Genomic DNA, 22,591 nt, shown 5'->3' with positions numbered 1-22,591 from the left:
TTCGTGTTTTTTTTATTGAATAATGTCTGAAAAAATATTGATAATTATACGATATTTTGGAATTTATCACAAAATATTCATATATACAAAATTACATACATTTAATGATTGATAATCACGAGTTAATGTAACTATAATAATTACACTGATAAGTAACTTATTGACGACAATTATAAGTGAAGAAGGAGGGCTTTATTGTATTTTGTATATAAAAAAATAGAGAAGGAGATATGCAAATGAAAAGGTTACTTGTTATAGGCCTAATGTATACAATGTTTTTCCTCATAGGAAATATACACTTACATGCTGATGAACGAATAAATGCAAAAAAAATTACTAGTTTAGAAGAGCCTACTTGGATATTTCAGGCGGGCATAAGTAAGGGGAAATATCATGATCGACAAGATTTAGGATTTATTTTGAAGAGAAATACACCATTAAAGGTAAGACAAACAAATCCTAATTTTAAAGACAAATTAACATTACGTTTATTGTCTAATGACTCAAAAAATGAAAAATCCATACAAGTAGGAAATGAATGGGTTACTATCCAAGGTGATACGTCTTTAGTTCCTTTCATAGATACTCCGTATGGTGAAGAGCACGCTGTACTTGAGTACCAAGTAGGGAATGAAAGTGCTACTAAACCCCTTCCCATTTATAAACAACAAGGAAGTGTATCTCAATTTTTTAGTACATGGGATCAATTTGATGGAGAGTATGCGTTACTTCAAGGGGAGAGTTTTCAATTATTTGTACCTAAAAAAGATAAAGAGTTAGTAAGATCTTTAAAAGATTTTCAATCATTGGATGAGTTAATTGCGTATTATGAAGATATTTTTGTGATGTATGATTCAATTATTGGTTTAGATGGCTCAACGTTTGAAAATAAAAAAAGTCAAAATCGTTATTTCTTAAAAGCAGATATATCTGGTGCTGGCGGTGCCTATTATGGCACAAATTGGACAGCGAATAGTACAGATAGTACAAAGATGTGGTTAGATAAACTAAGTTGGGGAACTTTACATGAAATCGCTCATGGATACCAAGCTGGTTTTGATAATCAAGGAATATTTACAGGAGAAGTTTCTAATAATCTATTTGGTGTTCAATATCAATATAGTAAATACGGCAAAAAAGCAGATCAACTTGGTTGGTTGTTTAATTTCGGGAAAAAGGAACAGGTAGAACGGAATTTATATAATGCTTTAATGAAAGAAAATAAAAATTATGATGATTTAGATTTACGACAAAAACTTATTCTTTTAACGATGGCGAAACAAAAAGCTGGCGATGAAGCATTTGCAAAAATGTATCAAGGTTATCGAAAACTAGCTAGCAATGCTGCTTTCAAAAAAGGTGACCATTCTTTACCAGATTTAATGAATCAGTATTATAGTGAGAATGGACAAGTTGATTTTACACCTGTTTTTGAAAGGTGGGGCTTTAAGCTTAATCATAAACAAATAGAGATGAATAGGGCGAAAGGTTTTCCGGCTGTTACTTCTTTAGCTTATATAGTGCCTGAATCACAATTAGCGAAAGCAAGAGCTATAGTTGATTCTGATATTCCGATAAACTCCAACTTCGAAATAGTTACGAATCAGCAAATTGCTCCACTTGGGCTAAAAGGGAATTTGCATATCCATTTAAATACAAATGAAATAGATACATTAAAAGGAGGAAAAATTAAATTAAAAGAAGGGAATACAGTTATTCAAGAGAAAACAATTGAAACAACAGATATCAATTTACAAGACGTACCAAATGGAGTGTATACGGTTGAAATTTCAGGTGGGAAAACGAATAGTATGTACCATTTCAGTTCGTATTATGCCTATGTAAAAGAAAAAGATAATAGTCTAAAGATTGATATTAACGAAATGAAAGTGAGTAAGTTGGTAAATGAAACGATTCAATTCCTAGGATTAGGAGATGACCAGTTTGCCGTATTAAATACAGACTTAGAGCAAAATCGAGCTATTTTTACGATTACTACTAAAACGCCTCATAGCTATTATGCAGGTGAAAAATATGCATCGATAGAGGTCTTTAATGAAAAAGGTGAAAAAATTTATACGAAGGAAATGGAAGGAACAAATGTAACAATTGTAAAAGATATCATTCCACTAAAAGAGGGATATAGAATTAAAATCTATCATGATGAAATAAAAAAACGATTAACTAGTAAAGCTACTATTATTAATCCTATGAATAAAACGAATGAATTTATAATAACAAAATGGGGATTGAAAAATACTTCTTTGCAAAATAATCCAGAAGAAAATCTTATACAAAGAATTGATGAAGAAATGGAAGCGATTATAGGTAATCAGTTTTTAAAAGAGATACCAATGCAAAAATTAGAAATGAAAAAGAATGTGTGGATGGCAATAAATATGTTATCAGAACCACAAAAAATAACGTATATGAATAAATATAAAGATAGCTTATATAATGAATAATTTTTGAGAAATGAATTGAATCTAAAAAAGTAGCAAACCAATCTATTAACCTATGTATGTAGAGGTATGTAAAAACGATTGGCTATAGTTAAAATTTTTTATCTATGCTTAAAATTCTAAAATACATTTATTTAATTTAATAATACGATTATAAAGGGGTAAAAATATGAATAATTTCGTAAAGGTAGGTTTAACTACAGGAGTGGTGTTATCGGCGATTATGCCTTATGGAGGAGTACATGCGGAAACAGAAGATTTAAAAGTGGAAACAAAGGAAGATACGTTCCGAACAGGTAATTTAACAGCACCTTCTCAAAATTCGGCAGAAAATGTAGCAAAGGATGCACTAAAAGGAAAAACAGAACAAGCATTATCATCAAAGCAAGTTAATACGGAATCCAAAGTTAATTATAATGTTACGCAAAGTCGTAAATCTTATGATGGTACTACATTGGTACGTCTTCAACAAACGTATGAAGGACGTGATGTATACGGATATCAACTAACAGCACATATTAATGATGATGGTGTACTTACGAGCGTTTCGGGAGATAGTGCCCAAAATTTACAACAACAGGAAGATTTGAAACAACCTATTACTCTATCAGAAGAGGATGCAAAGAAACAGCTTTTCAACATCTATGGAAATGATCTCACATTTATCGAAGAACCAGAAATTAAACAAGTGGTATATGTAGATGAAAATACAAATAAAGCTACAAACGCATATCAAATTACTTTTAGTGCATCTACACCTGAATATGTATCCGGTACAGTATTAATTGATGCTTTTGGTGGTAATCTATTAAAAGAACTCGTTCAAAAATTGGGTATACAAGTAGAGAGTAGTATTGTCCAATCTGCGACATCAAATAAATCAACAGATCCTTCAAAATTAACAGGTACAGGAAAAGATGACTTAGGTATTAATCGTACGTTTGGAATTACACAAAGAAGTGATGGAACGTACATGCTTGCAGATTATTCTCGTGGTAAGGGAATTGAAACATATACTGCTAATTATAAAGATTATAATAATTATAGAAGAAATGTATGGGGTTATCTCGATGATTTAGTAACAAGTAATTCTACAAATTTTACAGATCCTAAAGCAGTTAGTGCCCATTATTTAGCAACGAAAGTATATGATTTTTATCAAGAAAAATATGGCCGTAACAGCTTTGATAATAACGGACAAAAAGTAATTTCTGTCGTTCATGGTTGGAACACAAATGGTACGAATAAAGGAAATCCTAAGCAGTGGTTTAATGCATTTAGTAATGGAGCTATGCTAGTATACGGAGATCCAATTGTTAGAGCATTTGATGTGGCAGGACATGAATTTACACACGCGGTTACAAGAAATGAGTCTGGACTTGAGTACGCAGGAGAAGCTGGTGCAATTAATGAAGCGTTATCTGATATTTTAGGAGTAGCAGTTGAAAAGTATGCCAATAACGGAAAGTTCAATTGGACAATGGGAGAACAATCAGGTCGTATTTTTAGAGATATGAAAAACCCATCATCTATCTCTTCTAGATATCCAGAGGATTATAGGCATTATAATAACTTACCTATTGATGCTGACCACGATCATGGTGGTGTACACACGAACTCTAGCATTATTAATAAAGTAGCTTACTTGATTGCTAGTGGTGGAAGCCATAATGGAGTAAACGTACATGGCATTGGAGAAGATAAAATGTTTGATATTTTCTATTATGCAAATACGGATGAATTAAATATGACTTCTGATTTTAAAGAATTAAAAGAAGCTTGTATTCGTGTAGCAACGAACTTATATGGTAAAGACTCATTAGAAGTACAAGCTGTCCAACAAGCCTTTAAAGCAGCGTATATTTAATATTATTGTGATGAATTACAAACTCTATCATTTTAATATAGTGATTAATTTGTATTTATAGAAAAAAACCTTGTAGAATTTTTCTGCAAGGTTTTTTTGAATGTTATCCCGCTATTTGCTGGGCAGTAAGACCCCCACCTCAAAATTTAGCTGTTATTTTTTTACTTGTTGTAAAGGATGGAAAGCTTTTAAGGTTGTGGCACGCCTCTTAAGAAAAAGATAAGGCGAAGCGATCTCGCTGTTATTTCCCAACAACAAACATTTTATTTAGTGAAAGTTACCAAACGTTTTTCAAAACTATTTTACCTATTGCTTTATTTGACTCCAAATATTCATGTGCTTGTGCAACTTCATCAAACGTAAAAGATTTAGAATCTAGCAATGGACGAAGTTTTCCTTCTTCTACAATTTGCGTTATTTTCGTTAAGATTTCTCCGCAATCATTACGCTTATCTGTATGTAATATTTTTAATGCCATAAAAGTAACGTGCAGAGAGAGTCCTTTTGCGTGTAAAGGAGAGAGGTCATGGGTTGAACGAGCTGCAATAGTTACGACAGTTCCATTGACCGCAGCAGCTTCAAAAGAATGATCAAGATTCTTGCCGCCTACTGTATCAAATATAACTTCAAATCCGTTTCCGTTCGTATGTTTTTGTACATATTCTTGAACAGATTCTTCTTTATAATTAATAGCTATATCGGCTCCTAAACGATGGGCTATTTCCATTTTGTTTTGCTGAGAAGCTGTTGTAAAAACTTTAGCGCCTGCCCATTTAGCTAGTTGAATGGCTACGTGTCCTACGCCACCAGTAGCTCCATGAATGAGAACATTTTGACCAGGTTTAATATTTGCACGATCAAATAAAGATTCCCAAGCTGTAATTGCAACTAATGGTAGAGCAGCAGCTTCTTCCATTGTTAAATTATTAGGTTTGTGAGCAATTAATCGTGCATCAGCAAGCATAAATTCTGCAAGTGCACCTCCAGTTTCTTTAAAACCTCCGGCACATCCGTATACTTTATCCCCTGATTTGAATTTCGAAACACCTTCTCCTACTTCAATAACAATACCAGCTACATCGCCGTGTAATATAGCTGGAAACTCAGGAGCGACGGCTGAAACGGCACCACTACGCATTTTTGTATCGATTGGATTTACACTTGTTGCTTTTACATCGATTAGAACATGACCTGGTAAAAGTTTCGGTTTTGAAACTTCTTCTAATTGAAATACAGATGAATCCCCAAAAGAATGGATAATTTGTGCTTTCATAGTTTATACCTCCTGTTTGTGGTTATAGCATAGCAAAGTACGAAAAATAAGTATAATATTTTGAATTTGGTTAGTGAGAATTTTATATAAAGAAGAGGAAAGTGCATGAAATGAAATAATGTAACGTACTTCTAAAAACTACTGTAAAGCTTTTTGAAGAAAGGGTAGATGTTATTTTTGCAGCATGATTTATTCATTATGTTTATTATTACTCACTTAGTATAGGTATTTTAAAGTGCCTACATCACTTTAAAGTACGTACTGCTATTCATGTTATGGCCGATTTATAATAACACTCGTAGCACAAAGAAAGTTATAACGGTTACAATAGGCAACAATGTGGTGTTACAGTATTGCCTATCAATTTTGAGTAGAAATATGAAAAGTATAGATTTATATGAATGAATGAAGGAAAGAAAGTGGATTGTGAGCTACAAAAGGATTAAATCGTCTTATTATAGAGAAGCCTTTTGGTTATAATGTAACGTCTGATCGTGAGTTTAGGGATGAATTAATTGAATGTTTTGATAAAAATGATATTTATTATAACGATCATTATCTTTGAAAATGAATGGTAACTAGGAATACACTTAGAAAAGTATTACGAAATAAATCGTATGTAATTCAAGACATTTTTATTGACGATAATAATTTATGTGGTTAATATATTAGACATAAGATTATTTAATTACTAAAAGTAATCAGATATAAAATGTTTCGTTAAATTCTATAAATAAGTAAGTTGTGGTAGAAATGCTTTGAATTGCCACTATTAATATTGGGGACAATTAAAAAGCGAAAGGTATAAAAAGAATTGGGATTTGATAACTCTTTGTTTTTATAAAACATGAGCTTCTGTACAATTCATTTTTAAAATATTGACAAGGATTATACAACAAGAGGGGGACTGAAATTGGAATCAATGACCTTTGTTTTATTTGGAGCGACAGGGGACTTAGCGAAACGCAAAATTTACCCAGCACTATATAATTTATATAGAGATCAAAAGCTTCCAAAGCAAATATCCGTTATCGGGCTTGGGAGACGTCAAGTATCTCATGTAGATTTTCAAGAAAGAATAAAAGAATCAATAGAGACGTTTTCCCGTCATAGAGAAGAAGGTACTCCGGAACTGGAAGGTTTTTTAGATAATTTTCGCTATTGTCCATTAGATGTGAGTAAGCCGGAAGACTATGAGAGGTTATTACAAGTCGTTCGTGAAAGGGAAGAAGAATTACATATAAAAGGAAATAGAATGTTTTATCTTTCCGTTGCTCCTGAATTTTTCGAGACCATTGCTTTAAATATTAAGGAAAGCGGACTTGATAAAACGGATGGATGGAAACGTCTGATGATTGAGAAACCATTCGGGCACGACCTTACATCTGCTCGTGAGCTTAACGATAAGCTTAGTCGCACGTTTGAAGAAGACGAGATATACCGTATCGATCATTATTTAGGTAAACCGATGATTCAAAATCTTGAAGCATTAGAATTTGCAAATCCTGTTCTCCAATCAATTTGGAATAAAGAACATATAGCGAATGTACAAATCACAGCGAGTGAAACAGTTGGGGTTGAAGAAAGGGCAGGATATTATGACCAGGCAGGGGCCATTCGAGATATGGTTCAAAATCATATGTTACAAATATTAATGATGACTGCTATGAATCTGCCGGAAAAGGTTAATGCATGTGAAATTCGAGAGGAAAAGCGAAAGGTAATGGAAACGCTTCGTAAAGTGAAAAAAGAAGACGTTCAAAGCCATATCATTCGCGGACAATACGCTGCAGGTGAGATAAAAGGCGGGCAAGTTGTAGCATACAAAGAGGAGCCAGGAGTAAATCCTTCTTCTAACATAGACACATTTGTTGCTGCTCGCCTGTGGATCGATAATCCATTTTGGACTGGCGTTCCCTTCTATATACGAACAGGCAAACGAATGAAAGAAAAGTCTACTCGTATTGTAATCGAGTTTAAAAATACGTTAAAACAGCAATATCAAGATAATAATCCAAATGCAGCACCTAACTTATTAATAATTGAAATTAGCCCAGGTGAGAACGTTTCATTACAGTTAAACAGTAAAAATCCATTGAAAAATGGAGAAATTGAACCGATGCGTATTAACTTTACTTGTGAGCAAGCGGATGTGGGAGTACCTGAAGCGTATGAAAGACTCATTCATGATGCTGTGAGTGGAGACGCTACATTCTTTGCACATTGGAGAGAAGTTGAATTGTCATGGGAATGGGTACAACCAATTCTTGAAGCGTTCGAGGAAAACTTATTGCCGCTTTATGAATATGAGTCTGGTTCATATGGTCCAGAAGCGTCTAATGAACTGTTGCAAGAAAGTGGATTTAAATGGTGGTTAGATCAAGAGACGGAAAAATAAGTACTTTCTTTAATGAAAGCATTTAGGGGGACGATTACTATGACACAAAACATAAATCAATTAGCAGTGAATACACTTCGTACGTTATCGATTGATGCTATTAATGCGGCAAACTCAGGTCATCCAGGTCTTCCGATGGGAGCAGCACCAATGGCTTATGCATTATGGGCGAATCATTTAAATTACAATCCTAATCACCCAGAATGGTTTAACCGTGATCGTTTCGTTTTATCGGCGGGACATGGATCTAGTCTGTTATATAGCCTACTTCATTTAGCTGGATATGACGTTTCAATTGATGACTTGAAAAATTTCAGAAAGTTAAATAGTAAAACACCTGGACATCCTGAGTTTGGGCATACTCCTGGAGTTGAAGCGACTACAGGCCCGTTAGGACAAGGGATTGCTAATGCTGTCGGAATGGCAATGGCAGAAGCTCATTTAGCAGCGAAGTTTAATAAGGATGGTCACTCTATTATAGATCACAATACGTATGCTTTAGTCGGAGATGGTGACTTAATGGAGGGTGTCGCTTATGAAGCGATGTCAATGGCAGGACATATGAAACTTGGCAAGTTAATTGTACTGTATGATTCAAATGAAATTTCACTTGATGGTGAATTAGGCATTGCTTTCTCTGAAGATATTCAGAAAAGGGCAGAATCTGTACATTGGCAATATGTAAGAGTTGAAGATGGAAACGATGTTGATGCGATTACAAAAGCTATTCAATCAGCGAAAGAAAATACGGATCAACCCACTCTTATAGAAATTAGAACCATTATAGGTTATGGAAGTCCAAAAGTTGCTGGAACGAACAAGGCACATGGTAATCCGCTTGGAGTAGAAGAAGCGACAGCGACAAAACAAGTGTATGGTTGGGATTATGAGGAAGATTTCTTTGTACCTGAAGAAGTAAAAGCTCATTTTAATGAACTAAAACAAAAAGGTATTGAAAAAGACAATGACTGGAATGAGCAGTTCAACTTATACAGAGAAGCGAATCCTACACTGGCAGATGAATTAGAAAAAGCGATTACAGGTGAGGTTTTAATTGAAGCAAAAGACATTCTATCTTTTGATACTGAAAAAACGATTTCCACTCGTGTTGCAAGTGGGGAAGCTATTAATCATTATGTGAAATCGATTCCTTCTATTTTCGGTGGAAGTGCGGATCTTTCTCATTCTACGATGACAGATATAAAAGGTGAAGCAGTATATGCAGTAGAATCATATGCTGGACGAAATATATATTTCGGTGTACGTGAACATGCAATGGGCGCTGCAGCGAATGGATTGGCGCTTCATGGAGGAGTAAAACCTTTCGTAAGTACATTCTTTGTATTTAATGATTATCTTCGTCCGTCCATTCGACTGGCTGCACTGCAAAAGTTACCTGTTACTTACGTATTTACACATGATTCGATTGCTGTAGGAGAAGATGGTCCAACGCATGAACCAATTGAACAATTGGCAGCTCTTCGAGCAATTCCTGGTTTAACAGTTATCCGCCCGTCAGATGCAAATGAAACAGCAAGTGCTTGGGCGTATGCTTTACAGCAAACGGATGGTCCAGTCGTTTTAGTACTGAGTCGTCAAAATTTACCGGTGTTTAATGAAACGAAAGCGAACATAGAGAATTTCTCTAAAGGAGCTTACGTATTAACACAAACAAATGAAAATCCGGATGTAATTTTAATTGCGACAGGTTCTGAAGTATCCTTAGCTGCTAGTGCGAAAGCAAAATTAGAAGAAGATCAAGTTTCTGTTCGCATCGTTGCAATGCCGAGCTGGGAGTTATTCGATCGCCAATCGAACGAATATAAAGAATCCGTTCTTCCGTCTTCTATAACGAAACGAGTATCTCTTGAGATGGGTGTATCTCTCGGTTGGGAACGTTATGTAGGACAAGAAGGAAAAGTACTATCAATTGAAACATTTGGAGCTTCAGGAACTGGAGCTGAAGTCATGAATCTATTTGGATTTACGACAGAAAATGTTGTTCAAATTACAAAAAATGTGTTGAATTCTTAAGCTATGACTGTGAATACCTTTCTGTACATACTAACATTTCAGTGCTGAAAGGTATTCCAGATTGTAGTGATATGGATTTTTAATAAAAGATGATTTGAGGAGGAATTATATTATGCAAGTAGGATTAATTGGGTTAGGTAAAATGGGATTAAATTTAGGGAAAAATTTAATGGATCATAAACATGAAGTAGTAGCGTTTGATTTAAATACGAGCGCAGTAGAAGAAATGAAAGAGTACGGGGCAACAGGTACATCTAGTTTAAGTGAACTTGTTCAGTCATTACAATCACCAAGAATTCTTTGGGTAATGGTACCACACGCTGTTGTTGATTCTGTTATTGATGAGGTTACACCACTTTTATCAAAAGGAGATATTTTAATTGAAGCTGGTAATTCACATTATAAAGAGTCTATCCGCCGATATGAGCAATTAAAGAAAGATGGCATTCACTTTATGGATGCAGGAACTTCTGGCGGAATGGAAGGCGCTCGTAATGGTGCTTGTTACATGATCGGAGGAGATCAAGAAGCTTGGGACATCGTTGAACCTATCTTCCGCGATACTGCTGTAGAAAATGGATTCTTATATGCTGGAAAAGCTGGTAGTGGTCACTTCTTAAAAATGGTTCATAACGGAATTGAATACGGTATGATGGCTGCTATTGGTGAAGGATTTGAGATTCTAGAGAAAAGTGAATTTGACTACGATTATGAAAAAGTATCAAGAGTATGGAACAACGGTTCAGTAATTCGTTCTTGGTTAATGGAATTAACAGAAAATGCATTTTCTAAAGATGCAAAACTGGATGAAATTAAGGGTGTTATGCATTCTTCTGGTGAAGGAAAATGGACAGTAGAAACAGCATTAGACCTTCAAACAGCAACTCCTGTTATCGCAATGTCTCTATTAATGCGCTACCGCTCATTAGACAATGATACATTTACAGGAAAAGTTGTAGCAGCTCTGCGCAATGAATTTGGCGGACATGCAGTAGAAAAGAAATAAAGTGAAACTTTAATAAGTAGGGGCTTCATTCCACACCAATCGGGCTTTTACGGGATAAGCATATTAAACATGTAACTCATCAACGTTTAAAAACTGGAGGGAATTAATCATGAAATTTTTTATTGATACTGCAAATCTTGAGGATATAAAAAAAGCATATAAACTTGGAGTTTTAGCTGGTGTTACAACGAATCCTTCTTTAGTAGCAAAAGAGGGCATTAAATTTGAAGACCGTATTGCAGAAATTTGTCAGGCAGTTCCTAAAGTTGAATCTGTTTCGGCAGAAGTAACGCCAGATGCTGTTACAGCTGAAGAGATGATCGCCCAAGCAGAAGAACTGATTAAAATTAACGGTGGCGATGAAAAAGTTACAATTAAACTTCCGATGACGTTAGCAGGATTAGAAGCTTGTCGCTACCTTACTGAAAAAGGTGTGAAAACGAATGTTACACTTATTTTCACGGTGAACCAAGCACTTTTAGCTGCTCGAGCAGGTGCAACGTACGTTTCTCCATTTTTAGGACGTTTAGATGATATTTCTGAAGATGGTGTACTATTAGTTGCTAAAATTGCTGAATTATTCGATGTTCATCAACTAGATACACAAATTATTGCGGCTTCTGTTAGACATCCAGATCATGTAACTCGTGTAGCGATGGCAGGTGCTCACATTGCAACAATCCCTTATAAAGTAATTGAACAACTTGCTATGCACCCATTAACAGACCAAGGTATTGAGAAATTTGCTGCTGATTGGGCGAAAGCGCCTAAATTATAATGTTATGAAAGTGAAGGTGCTTTCCGAAAGTTGTTTTTCATGAGAAGACAAATCCTAAGTAACTTCATCGTTTAAAGTGGATACTGAGTTTGTAGTCTTACTACGTGAAAACAGCAAGAGAAGAAAGTGTCATTCACTTTTAAAAAAGGGAAAATTGATCGCGCGAAGCGTTTATCACAATAACATTATAATTATGGAAGAGAAATCCCCTTATCAGAGAGGTGAGTTAACATGTATCTCTGATAAGGGAGATTCTTTTTGTATAAATTATTATTTTGTGAAGATGATTTGTATATCGATATATAAATTCTTACTCATGAAAGAACTATATAGGTTCTCTTAATTGTATAGCAATTTTGAAAGGGTTTACATAAAGGGGTGGAACTGCGTATGAATATGTACCTTTTAATGATTACATTATTATCAATCGTAATTGTTATTTTAGGGGTATCGTGGTGGAGATGGCATGCATTTATTAGTTTAACGATTGCAAGTTTGTTTTTAGCAATTATGTCTGGGATGCCAATGGATAAAATAGTGAGTGCTTATGAAACGGGAGTCGGCAGTGTTCTCGGGCATTTAGTAGGTATTTTAGTATTAGGTACAATTTTAGGGAAAATGATGGCAGAGTCAGGTGCTGGAATGCAAGTGGCAGAGTTCTTTATTAAATCCTTTGGGATAAAAAACTTACCATGGGCGATGTTAATTGCAGGTTTTATTATTGGAATCCCGGTGTTTTTTGAAGTAGGCATTTTAATATTACTGCCGTTAGTAATTTCAATTCATAAAACAACGAAACAAAATATTTTATTGATAGCATTACCAGCAATTGCTGGGCTATCTGTCGTACACGGCCTTGTTCCTCCACATCCAGGGGCCATAGTTGCAATTGGTATTTATAAAGCGAATCTTGGGAAGGTACTAATGTATTCACTCATTATTACATTTTTTGCAGCGATTATTGCAGGTCCTATATTTGCGAAATGGATTCACAAACGTGTAATTCCTGAAAATGAGCCGGAATTGATTCGTGTAAATACAAAATCAACGAAATTACCAGGAATAGGAGTTTCATTTTTAGTTATATTGTTACCTGTTATGTTAATGGTTTTAGCTGCAGCAGCTCCTTATGTGCCTCTTTCTAATACTTTGATGAAGATTGTCACATTAATCGGTAGTCCTATAATTGCACTATTGATTGCATGTTTTGCGGCGTTCTATTTTCTTGGATTTCGTCAAGGTATCGATAAAAAAGCTATTAAGAAGATAACAGAAGATAGCTTATTACCAATTGGTTCAATTGTTGCGATTATTGGTGCTGGTGGGGGATTTAAGCAAATTCTCATCGATAGTGGGGTAGGGAATGCTATTGCTCAAATGTCTGAGCATTTAGCTCTATCTCCAATTGTATTAGCATTTATAGTAGCTGGGTTAATTCGAATTGCGACAGGGTCAGCGACAGTCGCTTTAACAACAGCAGCCGGTATCGTTTCGCCAATCGTTGAAAATACGACAGGTGTGAACTTAGAGTTACTCGTTATTGCAACAGGTGCAGGAGCGTTAATGTTTTCTCACGTAAACGATGCTGGGTTCTGGATGGTAAAAGAATACCTAGGCTTAACAGTGAAAGAAACATTTAAAACATGGACAGTATTAGAAACGTTACTTTCATTTATCGCTTTTGGAGGCGTTTTACTACTCGATATGTTTGTTTAAGATAAAGATGTTTCTATTTAGATAATTGTGGCTTACAACGTTATCAATAGATAAAAGGAATGTATTTTTATGGTGGGATACTGTAGCAATTTTTTGTTAGGAGGAAGAAATGGTGAGCTCAAAATATATGATTGGTGTAGATATTGGGACAACTAGTACAAAATCAGTTCTATTTTCTACTGATGGATCTGTTATTGCTAGTCATGGAATTGAATATCCTTTATATTCTCCTACACCTGAAACAGCAGAACAAGACCCAGAAGAAATCTTTCATGCAGTAATAAATACGATTAAAGAAACTGTACGAATAAGTAGTGTACAGCCGAATGATATTCTTTGTGTCTCTTTTAGTTCGGCAATGCATAGTATCATTGCTGTAGATGAAAAAGGAGAGCTATTAACGAGATGTATCACTTGGGCAGATAATAGAAGTGCAAGCTGGGCGGAGAAAATAAAGAATGATATGAATGGTCATGAAATTTACCTTCGTACTGGGACACCAATTCATCCGATGTCACCACTTTCGAAATTAGTTTGGCTACAGAATGAGCAGGCAGAGTTATTCGCAAAAAGTTATAAATTCATTTCTATTAAAGAATATGTTTTTTACAAGTTATATAAAGAATATGTAATTGATTATTCTATAGCATCAGCGACAGGAATGTTCAATTTAAAATCTTTAAAGTGGGATGAAGAGGCTTTACATGTAGCAGGAATTACAGATGAAAAGCTTTCAAAGCTTGTTCCAACAACGCACAGTTTAACAGGATTAGATGAAGAGTTTGCCAAAGAGATGAATGTACTTGTTTCTACGCCTTTTGTAGTAGGAGCGAGTGATGGAGTACTATCTAATTTAGGTGTAAATGCAATAGATCCTGGCGTTGTGGCTGTTACAATTGGTACAAGCGGTGCGATACGTGCTGTAACAAATCGTCCTGTAACAGATCCAAAAGGTAGAATTTTTTGTTATGCGTTAACTGAAGACCATTGGGTAATCGGTGGACCAGTTAATAACGGCGGTATGATTTTCAGGTGGGCTCGTGACCAATTGGGCACTTCAGAGATTGAACTTGCAAAGCGCTTAGGAAAAGATCCATATGAGGTGCTTACTGAAATAGCAGCAAAAGTGAATCCGGGATCTGACGGTTTATTATTTCACCCGTATTTAGCGGGGGAAAGGGCTCCTTTATGGAATGCAAATGCGCGAGGATCTTTCTTTGGACTCGGATTGCATCATAAGAAAGAACATCTGATACGTGCTGTTTTAGAAGGAGTAATTTATAACTTATATACAGTTCTTCTCGCTTTAAAAGAACTAATTGGCGAACCGAAAAAAATTCAAGCGACAGGCGGTTTTGCAAGGTCGGAACTTTGGAGACAGATGATGGCGGATATTTTCCATCAAGACGTATATGTTCCGGAAAGTTTCGAAAGCTCTTGCTTAGGAGCTGCAATCCTCGGTTTATATAGTTTAGGTGAAATAGATACATTATCCGTAGTTTCTGAAATGGTAGGTGCAGATTTTCATCATGAGCCAAACATGGAAAGTGTGGAAAAATATAAAGATTTAACGCCAATCTATATCCGTTTGTCCCGTCAATTGGAAGAAGAATATGAAAGTATAGCAGCGTATCAAAAAAAGTGGGTTTAAAAGCTATTTACCAAGAAAATATGGTAACGTATAAAGAGGTACTCCGATTTTTTAGGATACTCTTTCAACATAAAATATTTTAAAAAGTATGATGAACGAAAAATATAGGGAGAGAGGGTTATGAAAATGAAGGATAACAAAGAGTTTATCGGATATGTTGGGACTTACACGAAAGAAAATAGCGAAGGAATATATAAGTTTATTTTAGACACGGAAGCAAAAAAAATTGGTAATGTAACACTTGCTGCTAAGCTGGATAACCCTACATATGTAACGATTAACCGAAATAATGAATATCTCTATTCTGTTGTTAAGGAAGGCGAATCTGGCGGTGTAGCTGCTTATTCCATTGATAGTCATACTGGAGAACTAAAAGCGAAAAATAGACAAGTAGTAGAAGGGGCTTCTCCTTGTCATATTAGTGTTGATAGTGGAAATCATACAGTAGTTACAGCAAATTACCATAAAGGAACGATTGAGTCTTTTGAAATAAATGAAGAAAATGGAACTGTAAATCCTGCTTCATCTATTATGGCACATGAAGGTTCAGGTCCGAATAAAGAAAGACAAGAAAAACCACATGCACATTACGCGGGGTACACTCCTGATGAAAAATATGTAGTGGGCGTTGATTTAGGGATAGATAAAATAATTACGTATGAAGTAAAAGATAGTACATTAATAGAAGTGAATAGCCTGTCTGTGAATCCGGGAAGTGGACCAAGACACATTGCTTTTCATCCAAATGGAAAATACGCTTATGTAATGACGGAGCTTAGTTCAGAGGTTATTGCGCTAACATATAACTCGGAAGAAGGATCCTTTACAGAATTACAGTATATTTCTACTCTTCCAGAACAATTTGATGAAAATAGTCAAGGCAGTGCTATCCATATTTCTTCTGACGGCCGCTTTGTATATGCAGGTAATCGTGGTCATAATAGTATCGCTGTTTATAGCGTAGATCAAAACTCAGGTGAGCTTGCATTTGTGGAACATACATCTACAGAAGGAAATTGGCCAAGAGACTTTGTATTAGACCCTTCTGAAAAGTTTCTTGTTGCTACAAATGAAAAGTCACATAATCTTGTGCTATTTTCAAGAGATGAATCTACAGGGAAGTTAACACTTTTACAATCTGATGTTGCTGTGCCAGAGCCTGTTTGTGTGAAGTTTTTAAATATATAATTTCAGATGCCTAAACAAAAGCAAAGCGATATCGCTTTGCTTTTTATTATTTCTTTTTCGGTCTACGTACTAATTCGCCGCCGCAGTTTGGACAAACGTTTTGTCTTTCTTCTGTACATGGTGCGCAAAATGTACATTCATATACACAAATGTATGCTTCAGAATCTTGTTCGAGCGATTGATCGCAAATTTGACAGTTTGTTTTCATTTCTAGTGCCATAATAAGTCTCCTTTTTAGTTAGAAAATTTATAATTTAATTATAATTCATTGAATAGAAATAGTCCTTTTCAATTGAAAGGAAATCGAATGATAAAGTTATGAATTGGAACGAAAGATGCCGGTTTATTTTAAAATTGATTATTTATTACAGTTGGAATATTATGAAATAGTCAAAAGACAACAGGGGGTATAGATTTTGACTAATCATAATGATCATTTAAAAGCAAACTGCGAAAAATGCTTCGGTCTATGTTGCGTTGCATTACCGTTCGCAGCATCGGTAGATTTTGCAGTGAATAAAGATGGTGGTAAACCATGTTCCAACTTACAATCAGATTTTAAATGTAGTATACATAAAAATCTTAGAGGAAAAGGTTATAAAGGTTGTACAGTATTTGAGTGTTTCGGTGCTGGACAGAAGATTTCTCAGGGTACGTTTAAAGGGATTGATTGGCGGAAAGATGCAAAGCATGCAAGAAAAATGTACGATGCTTTTCCGGTTATGCATCAACTTCATGAAATGCTTTGGTATTTAAATGAAGCGATTCTTTTAAAGGCAACACAGCCAATTCATAAAGAGCTGGAGACCGCAATTGAGGAGACAGAGCGACTTTCGAATTTAAATCCAGATGAGTTAATGAAAATAAATGTTCCAATGCATAGGGCAGAGGTGAACATTCTTCTTTTAGAAACGAGCGAATTAGTATGGAAGGAAATGAATACTGCACGTAAGAAACGAATCATTCACCGCGGAGCAGATCTTATGGGAGCAAATTTGAAAAAGAAAAATTTACAAGGTGCAAATTTAAGGGGTGCTTACTTAATTGCGGCTAACTTAAATGGAGCAAATTTAAGAGGAGCAGATCTTATCGGAGCAGATTTAAGAGATGCAGATATTCGCGGGGCTGATTTTACAAATAGTATTTTTCTGACGCAAGTTCAAATTAACGCAGCGAAAGGGGATAAGCATACGAAATTACCGAAAATGTTATCCCGTCCATCGCATTGGAGTGCGTAAAGAGTGAGGAGTGTTTAGTGTGGATATATTTCAGTATTTAGAAGAGATGCAAGAGGATGTCTTTTCGTTAGCAGTAGAGCAAATAGAAGCGAAGTATTTTGAAATTTGTAGCATGTTAGCGTCTGCAGAATATGCAGAACGAATTAAAGCAATTGATTTAGAGTCATATAAGGAAAGTATTCGAGTAGGTTTGGATTCAGCTGTAGAAATGGCTACTAATGAAGAATCAAAAGCGATTTATTTTGAGTATGACCTTGATAACGAATGGGATAGTCAGTTTTATATTTGTGAGGAATATATTCCACTTGAAGAAGAGGACGATGATTGGGCATCTGAATGGACATATAATATTGAGGGGCCGGGGTCTGTAGAATTAGCAGATATGTATAATGGAAATGGCTTTGACACAAGTGAAAAAGCAGTCGGTGTAACTTTATATTTAATTGCTAAAACGCTGTGTAGTTTTATAAGTGTACGTAGTGAAGTGCAAAGTAATATACCGATTTGTATTGGTTTTCACGATCAAGATCCAATAATGCGAACAGGCAGAGACTAAAAATCTCTGCCTGCTTTTTATTTCTTTTCAAAAGTAGTAATGAAAACGCTACATATAATAAGAATACCGCCAATAAAAAAGTTACTATTTAATGTCTCATTTAATAAGAGCCAGCCAAGTAATGATCCAACAATAGGTTGGAAGAAGAAAAATAAGGAACCGATGCTTGCATCTATTAATTCTAATCCTTTATTCCAAAGGAAAAAGGCACCTGCTGTTGAAACAATACCTAAGTATAATACGCCTAATATTACGTACGTATTTACTGTTCCGATAGAGGATGTTTGTAGTTCCCATATCATAAAGGGTGTAATAAAAAAGAGTGAAAAGAATATGGCATACGTTGTAATAACTAAGGATGAGAATTGGATTGAAGCGATCTTTACATAAATAGATAGTAAAGCCCACGTAATAGCGGCTCCAACTAAAATGATTGTTCCGATAAAATAGGAGCCAATTTCAATATCCCACCCGATTACGATAATGACGCCGATTGTCGCTATTATAGTAGATAAAAGTCTACGAGCGGTTAGTTTTTCTTTCAAAATGAGCGCTGCAAATATAACCATAAATGCAGGTGTAGCTGATGTAACTAACGAGCCTGTATGAGCGTCGGATAATTTTGTTCCGATAAATTGGCATGTGATCGAAATGAAATAGCCGATAAATCCAATCCAAGCGAATAGGAGCCAATCTTTTTTGCGAATGGTTACTTTTTTCTTTTGCTTTTTCTCAGCTAGTTTCAAAATGCCATACAAAACAACAAAAGCAATGATAAAGCGTAGCCAAACGAGTGTTAGTGGTGGGATAAAATCGAGTACGTATTTGCTAACAACATACATACCACCCCATATACTTGCTGCTAGTGATAAACATATAGCTCCTAAAATTGTTTGTTTCATGTAAAGTACCTCCGTCTATTTTTAGGGTATTATGAGTTCCCTAAGACGAGGCGTAGTGTATGTGTTATATGATTGCCCGTCTTAGTTTATAGACGGGCTACAGGTTGATCGTTTTCGAATGAAGTGTTGTAGTACATGCGTGCATTCCTCCTCTTTAAGTTATAATGATATTATAACTTAATTTTCTGATTATTGGAGGTTGTTATGAAATATATCGTTATAAAATCACATGTTAGCAATTATCCTAATCCAATTCGCTTAGAAGAGGGGGATGTAGTGAAAATGATAGAGAGTTACGCTGGTCCGGAAAACTGGATGTTTTGTCACGAAGAGAAATATGACCGGAAAGGATGGGTTCCGGAGCAAATTATAAAAAAAGATATGAATGGAACAGGAATTATTATAAAACAATATACTGCGAAAGAATTAAATGTGAGTATTGGAGAAAGAGTGATTGGATTAGAAGAATTCAATGGATGGGTTTGGGGCGAAGGAAGAGATGGTGAGAAGGGCTGGGTACCAAAGGAAAACTTACAAAAATATTAATAATAATATTTGATCAATAATTAGGAAACATATTTTTGCTTGTGAGTATATTGGTTGTAGGATAAAAAGTAGATTAATAGAGAAAGAGGAGGAGATTATTATAACTACAACCGTTATTTCGCATTTTTACAATGAAGAATATTTATTGCCATGGTGGCTTATGCATCATACGAAACTTTTTGATCATGGTATTTTAATTAATAAAGGTTCAACAGATCGTTCCGTTGAGATTTGTAAAAAATTCGCACCGCATTGGGAAGTGCGAGATTCTGTAAATCCAGAGTTTGATGCATATGCGACAGATCATGAAGTGATGAGGATAGAACAAGAAGTACAAGGATGGAAAATGATTTTAAATACGACTGAGTTTCTTTGCATGCAAGATAAAAATCAGTTTTGGAAATCACTAGATGAATTGGGAGGTAGGATGTATTGGCTAGAAGGGCTTATTATGGTCGATGATCCTAACTATAATTATCCGGAACTTAACTTTGGAATACCTTTAATGAAACAGCGATTTCATGGTTATTTACCAGAGGAGTGGAGACTATGGAGAAGGGGAAGATTTATTCATAATCATGAGCATGGAAGTTATACGGTTGGAAGACATTTATCTGCGCATGAATCGATGATTTATCCACCTCTTGCCTGTATATTATGGTTTGGGTTTAGTCCGTGGAATGATGCGATGAGAAAGAGAAAGTTACAAATTGGTCCGACTCTTTCTGAAGCTAGTAAGCATGGAGGAATGGGTACGCATCATATTGTTACGCCGGAAAGATTAGAAGAATGGTATAAGGAATTAGCGAGAGGAACGAAGGATTTACGTTTTAATGATGCATATCGTTATGTTTTTGTATAAATGATTTCCACCATAAAATTGTTTCTTCTATTCCTGTATTTAGATCGTATGTTGGTTTCCAGTTTACTTCAGTTTTTAAACGTTCTACATTAACCCCGACAAATAAAGGTTCATCTTTAGAGAAAGGGATTGCACCTAGTTTAATTAAATGTTCTTTTCCTATCTTTTTAGCAATGATAGAAGCTAACTCTTTAATTTGTACAGATTGACCAGAAGCGATATTGATGGTGCCTGTAACGCCGTGTTCTAATATTGTTACGAGAGCGTCAGCGACGTCACTCACATGGAGGAAATCTCTCGATTGTTTTCCATGTGTACATAGTGCTTCTTCGTTTTTTAATAAGGAAGTGATAATGTTAGAAACGAGCCGATTACCTTGTTCGTGAGGTCCATACATATGAAAAATGCGGCCCCAACACATGCTGAGGCCTGTTTGTTGTGCATACGTTTCTAGCCAGGAGTGCAGTGCATTTTTACATAAAGAATACGGGGTTTTATAGGAAAGGAGCGGTGAATCTTCAAATAATACGCCGTTAAACCATTCGTATTCTGCGCCAGTACCTGCAACGACAACACGCTTTCCGCCGCATGTTGTAAAGTGCTGAATCAATGAAATACTAGACTTTAGCCAATAGTAATTATTAATAGATACATAGCATGCTGGTGGTACTGCTTCCCAAGCAAGGTGAATGAGATGGCTAGGCTGAACGTCGTAAATGAATTGTTTTACTTCGTCATTGCGGAGCAAGTTTACTTTATGCCAGTGGCAAGGGAGGTGAGAGGGTTTATTTTTATTATACGTGGCGTGCACTTCGTATCCCTTTTGTATAAGTGAATGTACAACATATTTACCTATCCAGCCACTACCACCTGTTACAACAACTTTCTTCATGGCTCAATCACCTCAACTTCTGGAACTGTCACTAAAAATTTACCGCCCCATTCACGAATGAAAGAGCATTCTTTCATAATTTCGTCTTTCAAATTCCAAGGAAGTATAAGAATGTAATCTGGTTTTGTACGTTTAATTTCTGCTGGAGATTTTATTGGAATACGAGTTCCTGGTAAAAGGAGATTTTGTTTGTGAGGATTTTTATCTACTGTATACGCTAAAAATTCTTTACCTATTCCGCAATAATTCAACAGGGTGTTTCCTTTAGCCGGAGCGCCGTAGCCGATGATTTGTTTGTTTAAAGCTTTTGCTTTGATAAAAAACTTTAAAATATTTATTTTCAATTGTTCCACTCGTTTAGAAAAAAGGAGATAGCAATCTAATGTATCGAGTCCGTGATTGACTTCTTTTTGGAGTAAGTTTGTAACGTTGGAATGGATAGTGGATTGGGAACTTAGATGGTTTACAAAAATACGTAATGAACCACCATGTGTTGAAAGCTCTTCTACATCAACAATTTGTAAATGATGATGAGCTAAAATTTTTTGAAGGCTTATAAGTGAGAAGTAGGAGAAGTGTTCATGGTAGATGGTATCAAATTGGTTAAAGGATATAAGGTTTAATAAGTGCGGGAATTCGATTGTTATCGTGCCATCACGTTTTAATAGTGTTTTTAAACCAGCAACAAAATCATGCAAGTTTGGAACATGTGCTAATACGTTATTTGCGACGATTAAATCAGCTTGTGGCAATTTTTTTGCTAAGTCATTACTGAAAAAATTCACATGAGTAGGAATTCCTTTTTTGATAGCAATTTCTGCTACGTTTTTCGCGGGTTCAATTCCCAATGTCTCGATATTTTCTTTTTTAAAGTATTGTAATAAGTACCCATCGTTACTTGCGATTTCAATCACTTTTGAATGTTTCGTTAAGTTGAAACGCTTAATCGCCATTTCTACATATTGTTTAGCGTGTAGTAGCCAACTTGAGGAGTAAGAGCTGAAGTATAAATAGTTATGAAAAATATTTTGCGGGGATTCAAATTCATCTAGCTGTACGAGTAAACAAGAGTGACAAACAAATGTGTGCAGCGGATAAAAAGGTTCCATTTTATATGAGCTTTCAGGAGCTACAAATGAATTAGCGAGAGGGGAAACGCCCAAATCTAAAAAAGTGTTGGTTAGTAATGAGTGGCAAAAACGGCATTTTTTCTGTTCCATTT

Annotated in this window: 18 protein-coding genes and 1 pseudogene; 14 read left to right on the top strand and 5 right to left on the bottom strand. The window is 35.4% G+C overall.

Annotation, left to right across the window (positions count from 1 at the left end; translation table 11 throughout):
* The first annotated feature begins 236 nt into the window (after positions 1-236).
* Positions 237-2,465: a putative mucin/carbohydrate-binding domain-containing protein gene (locus tag HFD78_RS13685; RefSeq protein WP_000826247.1), complete on the top strand. Its 2,229-nt coding sequence runs from the start codon at positions 237-239 to the stop codon at positions 2,463-2,465.
* A 166-nt stretch (positions 2,466-2,631) separates the two neighbouring features.
* Positions 2,632-4,329, top strand: coding sequence for a M4 family metallopeptidase (locus tag HFD78_RS13680; protein ID WP_001058955.1), 1,698 nt, complete (start codon positions 2,632-2,634; stop codon positions 4,327-4,329).
* Between the two features lie 277 nt (positions 4,330-4,606).
* On the opposite strand, the gene HFD78_RS13675 is transcribed toward HFD78_RS13680, so the two are convergent.
* A complete protein-coding gene (locus HFD78_RS13675; RefSeq protein WP_000647254.1) occupies positions 4,607-5,602 on the bottom strand; it encodes a zinc-dependent alcohol dehydrogenase family protein in 996 nt (331 codons plus the stop codon).
* A 412-nt stretch (positions 5,603-6,014) separates the two neighbouring features.
* Between HFD78_RS13675 and HFD78_RS13670 the strand changes: the two are divergent.
* The 8 genes and pseudogenes from HFD78_RS13670 to HFD78_RS13635 form a co-directional block, all read left to right on the top strand.
* A pseudogene (locus HFD78_RS13670) lies at positions 6,015-6,167 on the top strand (glucose-6-phosphate dehydrogenase); the annotation flags it as partial.
* Positions 6,168-6,515: 348 nt separating this feature from the next.
* Positions 6,516-8,000 carry a glucose-6-phosphate dehydrogenase gene (zwf, locus tag HFD78_RS13665; protein WP_000445363.1) on the top strand — a complete coding sequence of 495 codons (1,485 nt, stop codon included), beginning with the start codon at positions 6,516-6,518 and terminating at the stop codon, positions 7,998-8,000.
* A 39-nt stretch (positions 8,001-8,039) separates the two neighbouring features.
* The gene (tkt, locus tag HFD78_RS13660; RefSeq protein WP_000193046.1) at positions 8,040-10,034 is read left to right on the top strand and encodes a transketolase; all 1,995 of its coding nucleotides are present in this window, start codon (positions 8,040-8,042) and stop codon (positions 10,032-10,034) included.
* Between the two features lie 112 nt (positions 10,035-10,146).
* Entirely contained in the window at positions 10,147-11,040 is an 894-nt protein-coding gene (gene gnd, locus HFD78_RS13655; RefSeq protein ID WP_001195925.1) for a phosphogluconate dehydrogenase (NAD(+)-dependent, decarboxylating), read from the top strand.
* A 109-nt stretch (positions 11,041-11,149) separates the two neighbouring features.
* The gene (gene fsa, locus HFD78_RS13650) at positions 11,150-11,818 is read left to right on the top strand and encodes a fructose-6-phosphate aldolase (protein WP_000667676.1); all 669 of its coding nucleotides are present in this window, start codon (positions 11,150-11,152) and stop codon (positions 11,816-11,818) included.
* Between the two features lie 390 nt (positions 11,819-12,208).
* Positions 12,209-13,534, top strand: coding sequence for a gluconate permease GntP (gntP, locus tag HFD78_RS13645; RefSeq protein ID WP_001057623.1), 1,326 nt, complete (start codon positions 12,209-12,211; stop codon positions 13,532-13,534).
* Positions 13,535-13,643: 109 nt separating this feature from the next.
* Positions 13,644-15,185, top strand: coding sequence for a gluconokinase (gene gntK / locus HFD78_RS13640; protein WP_000254928.1), 1,542 nt, complete (start codon positions 13,644-13,646; stop codon positions 15,183-15,185).
* A 120-nt stretch (positions 15,186-15,305) separates the two neighbouring features.
* A complete protein-coding gene (locus HFD78_RS13635) occupies positions 15,306-16,373 on the top strand; it encodes a lactonase family protein (RefSeq protein WP_000782214.1) in 1,068 nt (355 codons plus the stop codon).
* A gap of 46 nt (positions 16,374-16,419) precedes the next feature.
* Here HFD78_RS13635 and HFD78_RS13630 read toward each other — a convergent pair whose 3' ends face one another.
* Positions 16,420-16,593 (bottom strand): DUF1272 domain-containing protein, encoded by a 174-nt coding sequence (locus HFD78_RS13630; protein WP_001162790.1) that lies wholly within the window; start codon positions 16,591-16,593, stop codon positions 16,420-16,422.
* A 196-nt stretch (positions 16,594-16,789) separates the two neighbouring features.
* Here HFD78_RS13630 and HFD78_RS13625 point away from each other — a divergent pair, with 196 nt between their 5' ends.
* Both HFD78_RS13625 and HFD78_RS13620 read left to right on the top strand, forming a co-directional pair.
* Complete coding sequence (locus HFD78_RS13625) at positions 16,790-17,611, top strand: pentapeptide repeat-containing protein (protein WP_000181431.1); 822 nt, start codon at positions 16,790-16,792, stop codon at positions 17,609-17,611.
* Positions 17,612-17,630: 19 nt separating this feature from the next.
* Entirely contained in the window at positions 17,631-18,167 is a 537-nt protein-coding gene (locus HFD78_RS13620; RefSeq protein WP_000350930.1) for a hypothetical protein, read from the top strand.
* Positions 18,168-18,184: 17 nt separating this feature from the next.
* Here HFD78_RS13620 and HFD78_RS13615 read toward each other — a convergent pair whose 3' ends face one another.
* Positions 18,185-19,069, bottom strand: coding sequence for a DMT family transporter (locus HFD78_RS13615; protein WP_000814735.1), 885 nt, complete (start codon positions 19,067-19,069; stop codon positions 18,185-18,187).
* Positions 19,070-19,273: 204 nt separating this feature from the next.
* On the opposite strand from HFD78_RS13615, the gene HFD78_RS13610 reads away from it, so the two are divergent.
* Positions 19,274-19,615 (top strand): SH3 domain-containing protein, encoded by a 342-nt coding sequence (locus HFD78_RS13610; protein WP_000875290.1) that lies wholly within the window; start codon positions 19,274-19,276, stop codon positions 19,613-19,615.
* Between the two features lie 61 nt (positions 19,616-19,676).
* A complete protein-coding gene (locus HFD78_RS13605) occupies positions 19,677-20,477 on the top strand; it encodes a glycosyltransferase family 2 protein (protein ID WP_071686365.1) in 801 nt (266 codons plus the stop codon).
* Here the strand turns inward: HFD78_RS13605 and HFD78_RS13600 are convergent.
* Complete coding sequence (locus HFD78_RS13600; protein ID WP_000758371.1) at positions 20,446-21,369, bottom strand: NAD-dependent epimerase/dehydratase family protein; 924 nt, start codon at positions 21,367-21,369, stop codon at positions 20,446-20,448. The two genes, HFD78_RS13605 and HFD78_RS13600, sit on opposite strands and share 32 nt — an antisense overlap.
* The gene (locus tag HFD78_RS13595) at positions 21,366-22,589 is read right to left on the bottom strand and encodes a class I SAM-dependent methyltransferase (RefSeq protein ID WP_000435772.1); all 1,224 of its coding nucleotides are present in this window, start codon (positions 22,587-22,589) and stop codon (positions 21,366-21,368) included. The genes HFD78_RS13600 and HFD78_RS13595 overlap by 4 nt, the downstream gene beginning before the upstream one ends.
* Positions 22,590-22,591 lie beyond the last annotated feature (2 nt).

Origin of the sequence: Bacillus sp. EKM501B, from assembly GCF_011800505.1 — a bacterium.
GTDB classification, from domain to species: Bacteria; Bacillota; Bacilli; order Bacillales; family Bacillaceae_G; genus Bacillus_A; species Bacillus_A cereus.
This window is presented reverse-complemented; position numbering and strand designations above follow the sequence as displayed.